Origin of the sequence: Fusobacterium varium (assembly GCA_021531615.1) — a bacterium.
Classification (GTDB): Bacteria; Fusobacteriota; Fusobacteriia; order Fusobacteriales; family Fusobacteriaceae; genus Fusobacterium_A; species Fusobacterium_A varium_C.
In genome coordinates, this window is record JADYUE010000026.1 from 1 (window position 1) to 17007 (window position 17007).

Below are 17007 nucleotides of genomic sequence, written 5' to 3' on the forward strand. Positions count from 1 at the left end.
TACTTGTTGTAACTTGATGAAGATAGTTATTTCTAATATTTGTTAATTTCCTATGTATTAGTTTTGTCGTTTCCTCTAATTTTTCTATATTTTTAGTTTTTATAAATTGGCAACTTCCACCCCCTTCTTTTTTAATTTTATTCATCTCATATTTTCTACTTATTTGTCTTTGTTTCTGCTTTAATCTTTTTTCTAATTTTTTAACTTTTTTAGTTTTATTAATATTTTTAAAAACTTTTCCATCTGAACAAATAGCCAAATCTTTTAATCCTAAATCTATACCTAATGAAATATCTGTTAATTCTTCTTGTTTTTTATCAACTTCTATTCCAACAGATATATACCAATATTTATTATCATAAGTAATTCTAGGATTGTTATATTTAACATCCCTTGGTATTTGTTCGTTTGTTTTTATCCAACCTACTTTTTCAATTAATACTTTTTTCTCTTTAACTTTTAATTTTATAGGATCATTATAAAAACTAGGTTTACTTTTCTTTTTACTCTTAAATTTTGGCTTATTAGCTAAACCTTTAAAAAAATTTTTATAGGCATTACAAGCGTCTTTTACAGCTTGTTTAGTAACATTATTTGATACTTCATTTAACCAAGTTAGTTCTAATCTCTTTAATTGAGTTAATTCTTTTCTGATAATTCCATCGCTAATAAATTTACCACCATTTCTATAATTTTCTTCCTGTTTCGCAAGAGTATAATTATAGATAAACCTAGCAGTTCTTACAGATTGCCACAATTTTTGTTCTTGCTCTTTAGTTGGATAAAGTCTAACTTTCTTTGTAAGTATCATTTTTTAATAACTCCTTAATTATTTTTTACTTTAATTAGTATTGTATAACAAACTATAAACTGTTTAGATATTATTATATAAATTTATATATTTTTAATAACGGTTTTGACCCTCCTAATATTAGAAATCTTCCTTTAGATTATACAATATTTTTAAGAAATAAGCTATAAACTATATTTTACAAATTAAAAAAATAAAATATTTACAAAAATAGTTTTCAAAAAAAGAAAATTATTTTTAAAGTTAGTTAAGTATTTTTAAAATATTGAAAGTTTGCGTTAAAATGTAATAAAAAATGCTTAAATTTTTATTAAAAAATATAATTTTATCACTTTATTACAAAAAATAAGAGATATATAAGGTAGTAAACAGGTTCATACTGTTTCATAAGAAGAAAAATAAGAAAAAAATTTAAAACACTGGAATTTAACTAAAAGTCAACTGTTATAAAGGTTTGGTGAGAAAATATCGTTATTTTAAGGATTTTATTATTTTTTTACCTTTGGAGATAATAGAAATAACTGTTATAATTAACATATAAAGAAATAATAGTTTATTTACGAATATTAAAAAAATCTACTTTTTGATTTTTATAAATGATATTTGTTTAAGGAGGGTGAGATGGTAAGTTCCCAAACAATAAAAAGTGCACAACAAGGAAATGAAATGGCAATACAAGAGATATTCTCTAAATTTAAGAATATTATTCAGATGAGAACTAAAAATTATTTTTTCTATGGTGGAGATAGAGAGGATGTTATTCAAGAGGCTATGATTGGTTTGCTAAAAGCTATAAATGGTTATGATGAGAATAAAACAGCATCTTTTACAACATTTGCTATTTTATGTATAAAACGTCAAATAATAACAGCTATAAAAAGTTCTAATGCAGGAAAAAATAGAATTTTGAATATGGCAATGATAAATCCTGAAACAGAGGATACTTCAAATATTAGTTATTCTAATAAATCTTTTAATTTTTATAATCCAGAAGAGATTGTAATGGGGAAGGAGAGATTTAGAGAGTTAAATAGATATTTAAAAACTAATCTTAGTAAAATGGAAAATGAGGTTTTTGAATATATGTTAGCTGAAATGACATATACAGAGATAGCTGAAAAAACAGGAAGAACACCTAAATCAATAGATAATAGTATTCAAAGAATAAAGAAAAAACTAAATAAATTTTTAGAAGAATATGACAAAGAATAGGAAATACTAAAAATGAGGCATATTTAAAAGAAATAAGAAAAATTTCTCATCTCTTTTAAGTATGCCTCTTATCTTTTTTATTATTTTAAAAATTTTTTTACAATAGAACAATCATCTTCTGGAATTTCACTAGCATAAATCACTTTATTTCCCTCTATCATAACAAAGCAATATATATCTTCTCTATTCTTTTTTACAAAAATATTAACTTCTGTTTTTTGATCTTGACAATAGAATAAAATATTTTTAACCTTTTTATATGTTAATAAAAAATGTTTTGAACGATTGTTAAAAATATTTGCTGCTTCTTGTGGAGTTTTATATATTCCCACTATATGAGTATGATGATCATATTTTACAATTCCACCTTCAATTAACTCTTCGTTTTCAGCAAAAATATTGCAATAAAAAGAAAAGATAAGGGATAGAATAATTATTATTTTTTTCATAAAGCCCCCAAAAGTTTTAATCACATAAAACTAAAAAAATAGATTTTGTAATTACAAAATCTATTCTAAAAAAGTTATTTTCTTATTGGTGCGAAGAGAGAGACTTGAACTCTCACGTCTGGGACACTAGATCCTAAGTCTAGCGCGTCTGCCAATTCCGCCATCCTCGCATAAATAATTAAATTTTTAAATGGTGCCGCTTATCGGAATCGAACCAATCACCTACTGATTACAAGTCAGTTGCTCTACCAGATGAGCTAAAGCGGCACTTGATTTATAATAATGGCGGGAGCGACGAGGGTCGAACTCGCGACCTCCTGCGTGACAGGCAGGCGCTCTAACCAACTGAGCTACGCCCCCACTATTAATAACTATATGGTGGTCACAACAGGACTTGAACCTGTGACCCCCTGCTTGTAAGGCAGGTGCTCTCCCAACTGAGCTATGCGACCTTTGGAGTGGTACCCCGTAGGGGAATCGAACCCCTGTTTCCAGAGTGAAAATCTGATGTCCTTACCACTGAACGAACGGGGCAAAGTAAATGGTGCGTCATACAGGATTCGAACCTGTGACCACCTGATTAAGAGTCAGATGCTCTACCAACTGAGCTAATGGCGCTCGTGTCTGGAGCGGGAAACGAGGTTCGAACTCGCGACATTCAGCTTGGAAGGCTGACGCTCTACCAACTGAGCTATTCCCGCGGACAAGAATTATAATATCATAAAGTATAAAACTTGTCAAATATTTTTTTTATTTTTTTATAAAAAATTTTTCCTTTAATATTTCTTTCATAACTAAAACAAATCTTTCCTTGTTTTTCATATATAGAGGAATAATAATTTGTCTCCTATTAGTGGTAATTACATCTAATATAACTTGTAAGTTTTTTCCAAGTTTAGCTTCTTTTAAAGTACAAGACTCAACAACATTTAGATCAAGAACTAATTTTTCTCCAACTAAAGTTTTATTTTCAGTATCAACTGAAATTCTATAAAATAAAGTTGTTTTTAGTTGTTTTAGTCCCAAAAAGATAAAAATAAGTGCAAGGATACTTGGAAGAATTTTTAACTCATCTCCCTTTGATAGATAAGCTTGAAGCAATCCTATAAGAATAAGAGGAACTCCAATTCCAAGTCCACTGACAAGTTTTTTTATTTCAACAGAAAAATTTTCAATTTTTTTTAATTGAATTTTATCTGTTGAATCAATTTTTTTTACAAAATCTTCATAAAATAACATATATTCAATCTCCTTAAAATATTTATTTGAATATATTATAGCATAAATAAATTTAGAATAAACTATAATTTATAATCCTAATAATTAAAGTAAAAATATTATTATCTCTAACATCAAGTTGACGTAATTTGGAAGTGAATATTAGAAGCCCTCAGCGAAATGCAGTTAAGAAAATGCAACGTGTTTGAGCGAGCTTGCGAGTGAGTTTTGCATTTTCAACGGAATGAGCCATAGGGATTCTTTATTTACTGACATGGAGTCAAATTGATGTTAAAAAAGAAATATAGATAACTAAAATTGACTAATAGTCGCTAATGCAAAGGTACTTTGCTGTAAAACTAATGATATATTAGAGAACCTAGCTTAGTTAGATAAATTATAGTTTTATTTATATATGTTTATCTAAAGAGAATCCTCTTCCTTTAACTTGATTTACTTGATTGATGATAATAAAAGCCTTAGGATCAATCTCTTGTACTAATTTATTTAAAGAGTGCAACTCTCTTTTTGAAATAACACTCATAACAGCTTGTTGATTATTCTTTTTATAACCTGTTTGAATATCTATAAAAGTAGTTCCTCTATCAATTTTACTGTGAATATTTTCACTGATCTCTAAATATTTTTCACTAATTATCGTAACCATAAAATCATTTTTTCCATAGACAATAACTTTGTTAATAACCATAGTTGTAATTAAAACTATAATAATTCCATATAAGATCTGTTCTATATTGGAGAAGATCATTTGAGATAGAAGAATTGAAACATCAATAGCATAAAGAATAATAGCTATAGGAACACCTCTCTTCTTATTTAAAATAATAGCAGGAATATCAAGCCCACCAGTAGAGGCACCTACTCTTAAAACAATTCCTACTCCAGCTCCAACTAATAAAGCAGCAAAAATAGCAGACAATAAAGTATCAGAAGTAATGTGTTTTAATTTTTCAATATCTTTAAAATAATTAAGAAAAAATGGAAAAATAAAAGTACTGATTAAAGTAGTAGCTGCAAATTTTTTACCTAAAATAAATAATCCAGCTAAAAAAGTGACAATGTTGATAACAGCAACAGTGATAGCTATATCAATTCCTAAAAAATGTTGAACTGAGAGAGCAAGTCCAGTACTTCCTCCCATAATTAAACCATTTGGTATTACAAAAGTGGCTATTCCAAGAGCAAAGATTAGATTTCCTAAGATGATAAATAAAAAGTTTTTCATATATCATTCTCCTTTACTAAAAAAATAAAAAAACTCCCTTGACTATAAATAATTATTACATTATTTTTCTCAATTAATCAAGAGAGTTTTTAATATTTTATTGTTTTATAGATTATTATTTAACAAGATGAGTAATTTTATCATCTTTGAAATCTAAGTTATGAACAGAATTTATATATCTAACTGTTTTACTTTTTCCTCTTACAACAAGAGTTTGAGTTCTAGCTATACTTCCTTTTCTTTTAATTCCTTCTAAAAGATCTCCACCAGTTATACCAGTAGCAGAGAAGATAACCTCATCATCTTTAACAAGATCATCCATTCTTAGAACTTCTCCAACATTAAGTCCCATCTCTTCACATCTTCTTTTTTCAAATGTAGAGATTTTATCATTTTCTAAAGTAACACCTTTAACTTCGCTTCTTAGTTTAAGTCTTGCATTCATATCTCCACCAAGAGCTCTGATAACAGCAGCAGAGATAACTCCTTCAGGAGCTCCTCCAATACCATAAAGCATATCTACATCAGAATCAATAATACAAGTTAGTATTGAACCTGCAACGTCACCATCAGGGAGAGCATAAATTTTTATTCCTAGGTTTTGAAGATCTTTAATAATTTGTGAATGTCTTGGTTTGTCAAGAATAACAATCATAAGATCAGTTAAATCTTTATTTAAAGCTTTAGCTACATTGTGGATATTTTCCATAAGTGGTTTTTCTAAGTCAATAACTCCTTTTGCTTCAGGACCAACAATTAGTTTTTCCATGTACATATCAGGAGCTTTTAAGAAACTTCCTTTATTTGCAACAGCAAGTACTGTAATAGCATTAGCTTGTCCTTGTGCAGTCATTCTAGTTCCCTCTACTGGGTCAACAGCTATATCAACTGGAGAGCAGTAGTCATCTTCAGGTTCTCCTTCTTCTTCGCATTTATAGTAAGCTTTACCAACTTTTTCCCCTATATATAGCATAGGAGCTTCATCTATCTCTCCCTCTCCAATAACAATTTCACCATCAATAGCTACTCTGTTAAGCATAGTTCTCATAGCATCAACTGCTGCTTGATCTGCTGCTTCCTTATTTCCTCTTCCAACCCATTTGTAAGCTGCTAATGCTGCAGCCTCAGTTACTCTAGCAAATTCAAGTGCTAATTCTCTTTTCATTTTTCCTCCTACTTTTGATTTATTAATCTATAGATTTCTTCGCCCTCTTTTACCATTTGAAGTCTGTCACGAGAAATTTGTTCCCTTTTAAAATCATTTTCAAGAGCACTTATAGAATTATTATACTCCTCAATCCTATTTTTCTCCAACTGAATTTTTTCTAATATCATTTTTTTTTCATTGTTTAATTTATTTATTTTTACATAACTTCTATAAATTTGTGGTAAAAATAGATAAAAAACACCTAATAATATAACTATACAAAATATTTTGCTCTTGTTCATAAGATTTTCCTATTCCTCTGTAAGAGATTTTAAAGTTTCTTTCTTTAAAGCTTGAAGTTTTTTACTAATCATTCTTTTAGCCATTGGAGAGATTTTATCTACAAATAGAATTGCTTCAAGGTGGTCAAATTCATGTTGTACAACAATAGCTGGAAAACCTTCAAGTTCTTCAACAACTTTTTCTCCTTTTTCATTTAGGTATTCTATTCTTACTTTTTTAGGTCTTTCTACTTTTTTATAGATACCAGGAACACTTAAACATCCCTCTTCCCAATCTATAAGTTCTTCTGTAAGTGGAGTTATAACAGGATTGATAACTTTTCTTAAAGCTTCTCCTTCTCCACTCCAATCAGCAACAAACATTCTTTTATTAAGACCTACTTGAGGAGCTGCAAGTCCAACTCCCTTTGTTTCATACATAGTTTCAACCATGTTATCTAAAATCTCTTGAATTTTTTCATCAATTACCTCTACTTCTGTACTTTTTTCTCTAAGTATAGGATCTCCATATTTTTTTAATTCATAAATCACTACTTTCACCTCTATATATTATATTAAAATTTATATTAAATTTATTGGATCAACATCTATTACAATTCTAAATTTTGATTGAGAATGATATTTTTCTAATTTCTTTTCAAGTGTTTTTTTGAAAATAGAAATATTTTTTCTATCTCCTTTAATGAAAATATTATATCTAAATCTATCTTTAACTCTATAAACTAAACTTTTCATAGGTCCAAACATCTCTACATTATCATCAACTATATCATCAAAAAACTCATTTACAAATTTTTCTAACTCTTTTTCAAACTTTGATGATATTCCAATGTTGATTGTTTTAGAAAATGGTGGATACTCTAAAAGTTCACGATTAGATATTTCTTCATTATAAAATCCTTCATAATCATTTGTTTCTATTTTGTTAAAAGTATAGTGTTCTGGTTGATAAGTTTGAACAATAACTCTACCTTTTTTATCACCTCTACCAGCTCTACCAGCTACTTGAGTGACAAGTTGAAATGTCTTTTCACCAGCACGAAAGTCTGGAAAGTTTAAGGTAGTATCAGCATTGATAACTCCTACAAGGGTAACATTTGGAAAATGTAATCCCTTTGATATCATCTGTGTACCTATCATTATATCATATTTTTTATCTAAAAAGTCAAAATACATTTTTTCAAAGAATTCTTTATTCTTACTACTTTCAGAATCTACACGAATAACATTGGCAGAAGGGAAGTATTTTTTTACCTCTTCCTCTATTCTCTCTACTCCTTTTCCACTATGAATAAGATTAGTGCTTCCACATTTACTACAATGTCCAGTGTATTTTTTTACTCTTCCACAATAATTACATTTTAACACATTTTGGCTAGCATAAAAACTGCTTTTTATAGAACAATGAGAACACTCTTCTACATGCCCACAATCTTTACACTGAATATATGTAGAGTATCCCTTTCTGTTTAAAAGTAACATTACTTGTTCTCCCTTTAAGAGATTTAATTTTATCTCATCAAGGAGTTTTTTACTAAAAAATAGATCATCCTCTTTTTTCATATCTATTATTTCTATTTCTGGTAGTTGAATATTATTATAACGAGAGTTCATTTCAATCAATGTAAAAATATTTTTCTTAGCATAGTAATAACTTTCAACAGATGGAGTTGCAGAACCTAAAATCAGTTTAGCATCTTCAAGCTCAGCTCTCTTTATAGCTACATATTTAGCATTATATCTTGGATTATTATCTTGTTTGTAGGTGTTTTCATGTTCTTCATCCAATATAATATATTGTAAATTTTGAACAGGAGCAAGAATAGCAGATCTTACTCCTAAAACAATTTTTTTAGCACCAGAGTATATAGAGAACCACTCATCAGCTCTCTCTTTAGGAGATAGTTTACTATGAAGTATTGCTATACTCTCTTTAAATTCACTTTTAAATCTTTCTACCATTTGAGGAGTTAGAGATATTTCAGGAACTAAAAATATACTTCCCTTCCCCTTTTTAAAAGCCTCTTTTATTAGTTCAAGGTAGACCTCTGTTTTTCCAGAACCTGTAACTCCTTTAAGTAGATAAAATCTATTTTCTCCAGTAATAATTGTATCTTTAGCTTTTAGTTGTTCAGGAGTCAAAGTTATACTATTTTCATTAAGAGTATTTGAAAATATTTTTATTTCCTTCTCTCCCTCTTTTTCTTTTAAAACTTTCTTTACAGAAAAAACACCATCTTTTATTAATTTTTCCAATTCAATTTTAGAGAAACTGTTTTCTAAACTACTTTTAGGAAAAGCCTCTCTCTTTTTAAAATACTCTATTACCTCTAAAAATTTTGGATTCTCTATATAATTTATATCATACCAATAATTTAAACCTATATTTTTTTCATTGATATTTAATAATATCTCATTTTTTAGCATCTCTTTAATTATAGCACTTGTAAAGTGTCCATTTAAAGTACCACGTGAAACAGTTAATTTTTTTCTAATAAAATCTATCACTTTTTCAGAATATTTAGTATAAATTTTTTCAGAAAAGATATTTTCTATATCTGAAAAATAGTAGTAAGTATTATATTTAACTTTTAAATCTGATGGAAGAGCAGCAGTAAAAACTTGCTCAAAAGATGTTAAGTAATATTTTTTTATCCATATTAAAAGTTTTATATAATTTTTAGAAAGTTGAATTTCATTATCAAGTTTTTCAAGTATAGGAAGAACTTTAAAATCAATATTCTCTGGCTTATCTTCACATATAATTATACCAGAACGTTCTCTATTACGAAAGGAAACCTTGACTCTATCTCCTATTTCATACTGTGAATTTTCATCAGAGTAGGTGAAAAGTCCAGAAGTATTATCTACAAAAATCTTATAATATCTCATAGAAGCCTCCTTTCCTATTTTAAAATAACCTCTATTTGTTTGATGTTTTCTAAAGGTGTTCCAGCTACTGGTTTTTGAGAATCAACAAGCCCTTTACCAGATATTTTAACATCAATATTTGTATCTTTAAATATATATATTACATCTTTAGGACTTAATCCTTTTAAATCTGGCATCTCAACAGTTAATATATCTGTATTTCTATTAAGAGTTTCAATCTCAGTAGTTTCACTAATTTTAGATACATTTTGAGAGAGTATATTTTTATTTTTAGTTATTCTCTTAACAATTTCACCAAAAACAGGAGCAGCAGTAGCACCACCAAATTTTTCAAAAATAGTCTCCCCTTGTGGTTTCATAAACATTACTAAAACTAGATACTGTGGTTTGTCAGCAGGGAAAAATCCTATAAATGAAGCTAGATATTCATGTCTTATATATCCTCCACGAGTACTTAATTGAGCAGTACCAGTTTTACCTCCTACACGATATCCCTCAACAATACCTTTTTTTGCAGTTCCATCACTAACAACACTTTCTAATATCTCTCTCATATTAGCTGATATTTCAGGCGAGATAACTTGTCTAATAGGAGTAGGAAGATTTCTCCTAATAACAATATTATTTTCATCAGTTATTTTTTCTACAAGATATGGTTTATATAAAGTTCCACCATTAATAACAGCAGAAAAAGCAGTAGCAAGTTGAATAGGACTAACTACAATTCCTTGTCCAAAAGACATTGTGCTTTTTTTAAGTTTATCCCATTTTCTATATGGAGTAGTATAAGGTTTTATTTCAGCAGGAAAGTCAACTCCTGTTCTATCATACAATCCAAAAGCTTTTAGATACTTTTCAAAAGTTTCATCAGTGAAAGTATCACCAATAAGTACCATTCCAACATTACTAGATTTTTTTAAAACCTCGTCAGTTGTCAAAACTCCCTTAGTACTTCTAGAACTTTCTCTAATAGTATGTCTATATTTTTTGATAGTTCCATCTTTAACATCAAATTTGCTGCTCCTTTTTATTAAACCTTCATTTAAAGCAGAAGCTACAATTATAGGTTTAAAAGTAGAACCTGGCTCAAATTGGTTTTGAAATATAGGATTTCTTAAGGCTCTTTTTTTTCTAGTAAAAGCAGCAGTTGCTAAAATCTTACCATTATTAGGATCCATAATTATTCCATAAGCTTCTTCAGAACTAGAAGAGATAAATTTTTTCTTAACCTCATCATTTAAAATAAATTGGAGATCATTATCAATTGTCATAAACACATTTTTTCCATTGAGATTTATTCTAATCTCATCATTAGAAGTAGGTAGACGTAACCTTCTATTTTGTGCATAAGGTCTTTCTCTAAGAATAGTTTTTTCCTTTAGATAATCTTCATATTGCTTTTCTATTCCAAAAATTCCCTCTTTTTCATGTTGAAAGTTTGCTGTATAACCTATAAGTCCTATTAAATCATTGTATATATCTTTTTTGTAATAAGTTCTTTCAATATTTCTATCAAAAATAAACTCCCTTTTATTTAATTTATATTTATTTAAGATCTCCTCTATTTCTGCTCTTTCGTTTTCACTTAAATTTCTACTAATTAATTTATATTTTTTTTCATTTTCACTAGCTTGTTTCAATTCAGTAAGAAATTTTTTCTCATTTAATTTGATAAATGGTTTAGCAATTATCTCTTTAAGAGCTACTACGATATCAGGATTTTCATAAGCTCTTGCAGGATCAATTCCTAAATCATATATATTTTTATTAAAGGCTAAACTTTTTCCATTTGCATCAAAAATGCTACCTCTATTTCCAGAATTTTTATTACTTGTAATTGTTTGTTTTCTTGCTTTTTCCAAGTAAAAATCATGGTCAAATATTTGAACTTGTATAAGTCTAAAAAAGATCAACATAAAACAAAAAAGAATTATATTATATGAGATCATAGCTCTTTTATTAAAATTATTTTTAGTTTTCATCTCTTTTCTATCAATAAATATATATATAAAATAAATAAGCAATATTATTGCTAAAGTTGTCAGTTTAAAAAGTTTATAATAAATAGAAACCCCTATTCCAATAAAATTTAAAAGTAAAATTAGAATTTTAAAATTTTTTAACACACTGCTCCTCCTATGAAATTCCTTTACCTTACAATTATATCAAAAAAACAGAAATCTTGTTATAAAATTTTTATAGAGAAAAATAAAAATAGAAGGAACTTATAATTCCTTCTATTAGTTAAGCTATTTTTATTTTTTCTCTCTCTTTAAATTTTAAAAATCTTTCACACTGTCTTCTTCTATCATATCCCAACATAATTCCTAAAATAAAATCTTCTTCAGGAGTATAAGTTGTTAAAGATGGTTTATTTATATTTTTAATTACTTCAACACACTCTTTTGCTCCAAAGAAAACATTTATTCTATTGCAGCCTAATGGGTAAATAATAAAACTAATATTTTCAGCATTTAATTTATTTTGTATAAACTCAATATTTTCTTTTTCTGTTGTATGTAAAATCAGATTTCTAATTCCTTTTTGATATTCATAAATATGATGTATAAATACCTCCATGATGTTACCTCCTATATTTTCTATGAGAATTATAAAACAACTTTTTAATAAAGTCAATATATTTTTAATAAAAATTATTTGAAAAGCAAAATAAAAAGAAAATATATTTTATATAGAGAGTAGGAATCTTTATGATATAATAAAAAAGATAGGAAAGATAAATGGAGGTTGTTATGTTTAAAATACATTCTAAATATACTCCTACTGGAGATCAGCCAGAAGCAATAAAAGAATTGAGTGAGAATATAAAAAATGGTGTTAAGGATCAAGTACTTTTAGGAGTTACAGGTTCAGGGAAAACATTTACAATAGCTAATGTAATTGAAAAAACTCAAAGACCATCATTGATCTTAGCTCCTAATAAGACATTGGCAGCACAACTATATGCAGAGTACAAGAAATTTTTTCCAGAGAATGCTGTGGAATATTTTGTATCCTACTATGATTATTATCAGCCAGAAGCATATATAGCAACTACAGATACATATATAGAGAAAGATTCTTCAATTAATGATGAGATAGAAAAATTGAGACATGCTGCAACTGCTGCTTTAATAAATAGAAGAGATGTAATAATTGTAGCCTCAGTATCAGCTATATATGGATTGGGATCTGCTGAAACATATAAAAAGATGACTATACCAATAGATAAAAAAACTGGAATAGATAGAAAAGAGTTGATAGAAAGATTAGTAAGTATCAGATATGAGAGAAATGATATAGCCTTTGAAAGAGGAAAGTTTAGAATAAAAGGTGATGTAATTGACATTTACCCATCATATATGGAAACTGGATATAGATTGGAGTATTGGGGTGATGATTTAGAAGAGATTTCAGAGATCAATACTTTAACTGGACAAAAAATAAGAAAAAATATAGAGAGAATTATGATATATCCTGCAACTCAATATTTAACAGCAGATGGTGATGATGAGAGAATTATAAAAGAGATTCAAAGGGATATGAAAATAGAAGTTGAAGCTTTTGAAAAAAAGGGAAAACTTTTAGAGGCTCAAAGATTGAAACAAAGAACAGAGTATGATATAGAGATGATAAGAGAGATAGGATATTGCAAAGGGATAGAAAACTATTCTAGATATCTTTCAGGAAAAAAAGTTGGAGAGACTCCAGATACTTTGCTAGAATATTTTCCAGATGATTTCTTAATCTTTATAGATGAGTCACACATAACTATACCTCAAATAAGAGGGATGTATAATGGAGATAGAGCTAGAAAAACAGCTTTAGTAGATAATGGTTTTAGATTAAAAGCTGCATTGGATAACAGACCTTTAAAGTTTGAAGAGTTTAGAGACCTATCTCATCAAACAGTTTTTGTTTCTGCAACTCCAGGAGATTTTGAGATAGAAAGCTCAGGTGGAATAATAGCTGAACAACTTATAAGACCAACAGGGATACTTGATCCTGAAATAGAGGTAAGACCTACTGGTAATCAAGTTGATGATCTATTAGAAGAGATAAGAAAAAGAGTAGAAAAAAGAGAGAGAGTATTAGTTACAACATTGACTAAAAAAATGGCTGAAGAGTTAACAGAATACTACTTAGAACTAGGTGTAAGGGTAAAATATATGCACTCAGATATTGATACTTTGGAGAGAGTGGAGATAATAACTGGATTGAGAAAAGGTGAATTTGATGTTTTAGTAGGGATAAACCTTTTAAGAGAGGGGCTTGATATACCAGAGGTTTCTTTAGTAGCAATTTTAGAAGCTGACAAAGAGGGATTCTTGAGAAGTAGAAGATCTCTAGTTCAAACTATTGGTAGAGCAGCAAGAAATGTAGAGGGAAGAGTAATTTTATATGGGGATGTAATTACAGATTCTATGCAGGAAGCTATTACTAAAACAGCTAGAAGAAGAAAGATTCAAAATGAGTATAATGTTATTAATGGTATAGATCCTAAGAGTATAATTAAAGAGATAAGTGAAGAGTTGATTAACTTAGATTATGGACTGCCAGAAGAAAAACAAGGTAAGGAGAAAAAACTATTTACTTCAGTTAAAGATATAGAAAAAGAGATATTGAAGTTACAAAAAGAGATAGCTCAATTATCAAAAGAACTAGATTTTGAAACTGCAATAATTAAAAGAGATGAGATGAATAGATTAAAAAATTTGTTACTTGAATTTTAAGGAGAATAAAAATAGATGTTTGAGGAGAGAACATATACAGTAAGTGAATTTAATAGAAAGGTAAAAGACTACCTTGAGGAAAATAGTGATTTGAGAGAGTTTTTTTTAGAGGGGGAATTGTCAGGGGTAACTTATTATAAAAGTGGACATCTGTATTTTAATTTAAAAGATAGAGATGCTCAGATAAAATGTGTAGCATTTAAATATAAGTTTAAAAGGATAGCTGAAGATCTAAAAGATGGTGATTCAGTAAAGCTTTTTGGAGATGTGGGATTTTATGAAAATAGAGGAGATTTTCAAATATTAGTAAGACATATTGAAAAAAAGAATGAGTTAGGAGAACTTTTTATCAAATTAGAGCAACTAAAAAAAGAACTAGGAGAAGCAGGATATTTTGATCTGAAACATAAAAAACCACTACCTAAATACCCTAAAAATATTGGGGTGGTAACTGCTTATACTGGAGCAGCATTGCAAGATATAATTAAAACTGTAAAAAAGAGAGATAATACAATAAATATATATGCTTATCCAGCTAAAGTACAAGGAGTGGGAGCAGAGGCAGAGATAATTAAAGGGATAAAAACTTTAAATAAAATAGAAGAGATTGATCTGATTATTGCTGGAAGAGGTGGTGGAAGTATAGAAGATCTATGGGCATTTAATGATAAAGATGTAGCCTTAGCTTTTTTTAACTCAAAAAAACCTATAATTTCAGCAGTAGGGCATGAGATAGATAATCTTTTAAGTGATTTAACTGCTGATGCTAGGGCAGCTACGCCTACTCAAGCAGTAGAATTATCAGTTCCTGAAAGAGTAAAGGTACTTGAAACTTTAGATGATAGAAAAAGATATTTAAACTCAGTGATAAAAAATCAAATTGAGGTTTTGAAAAAAGAGCTAGAAAAAAGGGAAAATAGTTACTATATAAAAAATTTTTATAGAGAGTTAGAGAATAAAAACCAAGAGTTAGTAGATAGAGAGGAGAGATTAAAAAGAGCATTTCAGTATAAGATAAATGAGATAAAAAATAGTTTAGATAGAAGGGTTCATAAGGTAATAACTTTAAATCCTTTAGAAACATTAAAGAGAGGATATAGTGTCGTAACTAAGGATAACGAGATTATAAAAAGTGTAAAAAATATAAAGATAGAGGATGAGATAGCGATTAAAGTAACAGATGGAATTATAAAAGGGAGAGTAAAGGAGATAAATTAATGAAAAAAATAGCATTAAGTGTAGTAACATTTTTATTATCAAGTATATTTGTTATGGGAGAGGCCACTCCAATATATGAGTATCGTAATGAAGAATTAAAAAAAATAGATGCTCAATTAGATAAAGAGAGAGATAGATATAGATTAAAAAAATTAAATGCTCAATTTGAAGAAGCATTGAATGAATATATTGAATCTACAAATAGAAATAGCAATGTAATATTTCAATTGGGAGATCAATATTTTAGAATGAATCAACTTGAGAGAGCAGAAAAAATATTTGCTATGGATAAAAGTGATATAAGAAATCTTTTTGGAGCTGCTACAACTGCAAGATTTTTAGGAAAAAATCAAGAGGCTATCTCAAGATATAATGAAGTTTTAGATATGAATCCAAGCTTTTACGAAGCATATTTAGGAAGAGGAATTGCCAATAGAAATTTAAAAAATTATGATAGTGCTATAAGTGATTTTAGAGAGTACTTAGGGTATAATAAAGATGAGTATGTATATGCTGGAATAGGTGATATCTATATGGCAACTGATAGATATGCAGAGGCTAAAAATATATTGGAACAAGGAAGAGGGGTATTTCCAAATTCAAAAATTTTAAGAGAACTTTTATCAAAGGTTTATGGTAAGATAAAATAAAAGTTAGGGGTTGATCTTTTGGAATGGTATAAATTAAGAATGGCTGGGGTTAGAGATTGTGTCATTCGGAATTTAATGGAAAGATTTGAGAACTATGATGATATCTTTGATTTTGATAAATATACTTTTATAAATAGTTTTCAGATAAAAGAGGAAGAATATTTAAAGATAATTGAATCAAAGGATATGAATTTACAAGAAGAGATAGAAAAATTAAGTGAAAAAGATATTAAAATTTTAAGTTTTAAAAGTTCAGACTATCCTGAAAACTTAAAAAATATTGCACAACCACCTGTATTCTTATATTATAGGGGAGATATTACTCTTTTAAAGAAAAGAATAATAGGAGTAGTTGGAACAAGAAGAGCTACTACTTATGGAAGGGTTGCTTGTGAGAAATTTTCTCAAGAGTTAGTTGAAAATGGAATTGTAACAGCTAGTGGTTTAGCTTTAGGTATTGATGGTATCTGTCATAAGAAAACTTTAGAGAAAAATGGAAAAACAATAGCAGTAGTAGGAAGTGGACTTGATATAATCTATCCTAGAGAAAATAAAGTGCTATGGGAACTTATAGGGAAGAATGGATTGATTTTAAGTGAGTTTCCTTTGGGAGCAGAGCCAATGGCACGAAATTTTCCCATGAGAAATAGAATAATTGCAGGAATATCAAAGGGAATTTTAGTAGTTGAAAGTAAAAAAAGTGGAGGAAGTTTAATAACTGCTGAGATAGCTTTAGAAGAGGGAAGAGAAGTTTTTGCTGTTCCTGGAGATATATTTTCTCCAGTGTCAGAAGGGTGCAATGATCTGATAAAAAATTCACAAGCTAAATTGGTAACAAGTGTTGCAGATATCCTTGCTGAATATGATTGGAAAAAAATTGAAAAGCTAAAAGCAAAAATAGATTTAACTCCTCAAGAGGAAAAAATATACTCTGTTTTAGAAACAGAATTAACTTTAGATGAGATAATAATGAAAACCTCTATAAAAGCAGGAGAAGCACTAGCAATCTTAATGGATTTAGAGTTAAAAAAATTAGTTGCAAGTGTGGCAGGTGGGAAGTATAGACGAAAGGCATATGTAAATGATTGTTGCTTTTTTTCACAAATTCTAGTAAAATGAAACGGAAATG

15 protein-coding genes and 7 tRNA genes are annotated in these 17007 nt (G+C 28.4%); 5 read left to right on the top strand and 17 right to left on the bottom strand.

Going from position 1 to position 17007, the window contains the following annotated elements; genetic code table 11:
- Positions 1–811: helix-turn-helix domain-containing protein (locus tag I6E31_08560; protein MCF2640023.1), on the bottom strand; the 811-nt coding region annotated here is incomplete at its 3' end.
- Between the two features lie 621 nt (positions 812–1432).
- Here I6E31_08560 and I6E31_08565 point away from each other — a divergent pair.
- Positions 1433–2023, top strand: a complete 591-nt coding sequence (locus I6E31_08565) for a sigma-70 family RNA polymerase sigma factor (GenBank protein ID MCF2640024.1) — start codon at positions 1433–1435, stop codon at positions 2021–2023.
- Between the two features lie 80 nt (positions 2024–2103).
- On the opposite strand, the gene I6E31_08570 is transcribed toward I6E31_08565, so the two are convergent.
- The 16 genes from I6E31_08570 to I6E31_08645 form a co-directional block, all read right to left on the bottom strand.
- Positions 2104–2472 carry a hypothetical protein gene (locus I6E31_08570; GenBank protein MCF2640025.1) on the bottom strand — a complete coding sequence of 123 codons (369 nt, stop codon included), beginning with the start codon at positions 2470–2472 and terminating at the stop codon, positions 2104–2106.
- A gap of 86 nt (positions 2473–2558) precedes the next feature.
- Positions 2559–2642 (bottom strand) — tRNA-Leu (locus I6E31_08575).
- A gap of 21 nt (positions 2643–2663) precedes the next feature.
- Positions 2664–2739 (bottom strand) — tRNA-Thr (locus I6E31_08580).
- A gap of 16 nt (positions 2740–2755) precedes the next feature.
- A tRNA-Asp gene (locus tag I6E31_08585) sits at positions 2756–2832 on the bottom strand.
- 16 nt (positions 2833–2848) lie between these two features.
- Positions 2849–2924 (bottom strand) — tRNA-Val (locus tag I6E31_08590).
- A 7-nt stretch (positions 2925–2931) separates the two neighbouring features.
- A tRNA-Glu gene (locus I6E31_08595) sits at positions 2932–3006 on the bottom strand.
- A gap of 8 nt (positions 3007–3014) precedes the next feature.
- A tRNA-Lys gene (locus tag I6E31_08600) sits at positions 3015–3090 on the bottom strand.
- Between the two features lie 7 nt (positions 3091–3097).
- A tRNA-Gly gene (locus I6E31_08605) sits at positions 3098–3173 on the bottom strand.
- A 49-nt stretch (positions 3174–3222) separates the two neighbouring features.
- On the bottom strand, positions 3223–3711 hold the full coding sequence (locus I6E31_08610; GenBank protein MCF2640026.1) for a hypothetical protein: 489 nt from the start codon (positions 3709–3711) through the stop codon (positions 3223–3225).
- A gap of 388 nt (positions 3712–4099) precedes the next feature.
- A complete protein-coding gene (locus tag I6E31_08615) occupies positions 4100–4936 on the bottom strand; it encodes a YitT family protein (protein MCF2640027.1) in 837 nt (278 codons plus the stop codon).
- A gap of 115 nt (positions 4937–5051) precedes the next feature.
- A complete protein-coding gene (glpX, locus tag I6E31_08620) occupies positions 5052–6101 on the bottom strand; it encodes a class II fructose-bisphosphatase (GenBank protein ID MCF2640028.1) in 1050 nt (349 codons plus the stop codon).
- A gap of 8 nt (positions 6102–6109) precedes the next feature.
- Positions 6110–6385: a septum formation initiator family protein gene (locus I6E31_08625; GenBank protein ID MCF2640029.1), complete on the bottom strand. Its 276-nt coding sequence runs from the start codon at positions 6383–6385 to the stop codon at positions 6110–6112.
- A 9-nt stretch (positions 6386–6394) separates the two neighbouring features.
- The gene (gene def, locus I6E31_08630; GenBank protein ID MCF2640030.1) at positions 6395–6916 is read right to left on the bottom strand and encodes a peptide deformylase; all 522 of its coding nucleotides are present in this window, start codon (positions 6914–6916) and stop codon (positions 6395–6397) included.
- A gap of 30 nt (positions 6917–6946) precedes the next feature.
- Positions 6947–9277: a primosomal protein N' gene (gene priA, locus I6E31_08635; protein ID MCF2640031.1), complete on the bottom strand. Its 2331-nt coding sequence runs from the start codon at positions 9275–9277 to the stop codon at positions 6947–6949.
- 14 nt (positions 9278–9291) lie between these two features.
- The gene (locus I6E31_08640; GenBank protein MCF2640032.1) at positions 9292–11403 is read right to left on the bottom strand and encodes a transpeptidase family protein; all 2112 of its coding nucleotides are present in this window, start codon (positions 11401–11403) and stop codon (positions 9292–9294) included.
- 118 nt (positions 11404–11521) lie between these two features.
- Positions 11522–11857: a DUF2023 family protein gene (locus I6E31_08645; GenBank protein MCF2640033.1), complete on the bottom strand. Its 336-nt coding sequence runs from the start codon at positions 11855–11857 to the stop codon at positions 11522–11524.
- Positions 11858–12018: 161 nt separating this feature from the next.
- Here I6E31_08645 and uvrB point away from each other — a divergent pair, with 161 nt between their 5' ends.
- From uvrB to dprA, 4 genes are read left to right on the top strand one after another with little or no spacing between them, the layout of a single operon-like run.
- Positions 12019–14010 (top strand): excinuclease ABC subunit UvrB, encoded by a 1992-nt coding sequence (gene uvrB / locus I6E31_08650; GenBank protein MCF2640034.1) that lies wholly within the window; start codon positions 12019–12021, stop codon positions 14008–14010.
- A 15-nt stretch (positions 14011–14025) separates the two neighbouring features.
- Complete coding sequence (gene xseA / locus I6E31_08655) at positions 14026–15228, top strand: exodeoxyribonuclease VII large subunit (GenBank protein ID MCF2640035.1); 1203 nt, start codon at positions 14026–14028, stop codon at positions 15226–15228.
- A complete protein-coding gene (locus tag I6E31_08660; GenBank protein MCF2640036.1) occupies positions 15228–15878 on the top strand; it encodes a tetratricopeptide repeat protein in 651 nt (216 codons plus the stop codon). The genes xseA and I6E31_08660 overlap by 1 nt, the downstream gene beginning before the upstream one ends.
- 18 nt (positions 15879–15896) lie before the next feature.
- Entirely contained in the window at positions 15897–16997 is a 1101-nt protein-coding gene (gene dprA / locus I6E31_08665; GenBank protein ID MCF2640037.1) for a DNA-protecting protein DprA, read from the top strand.
- Positions 16998–17007: the final 10 nt, after the last annotated feature.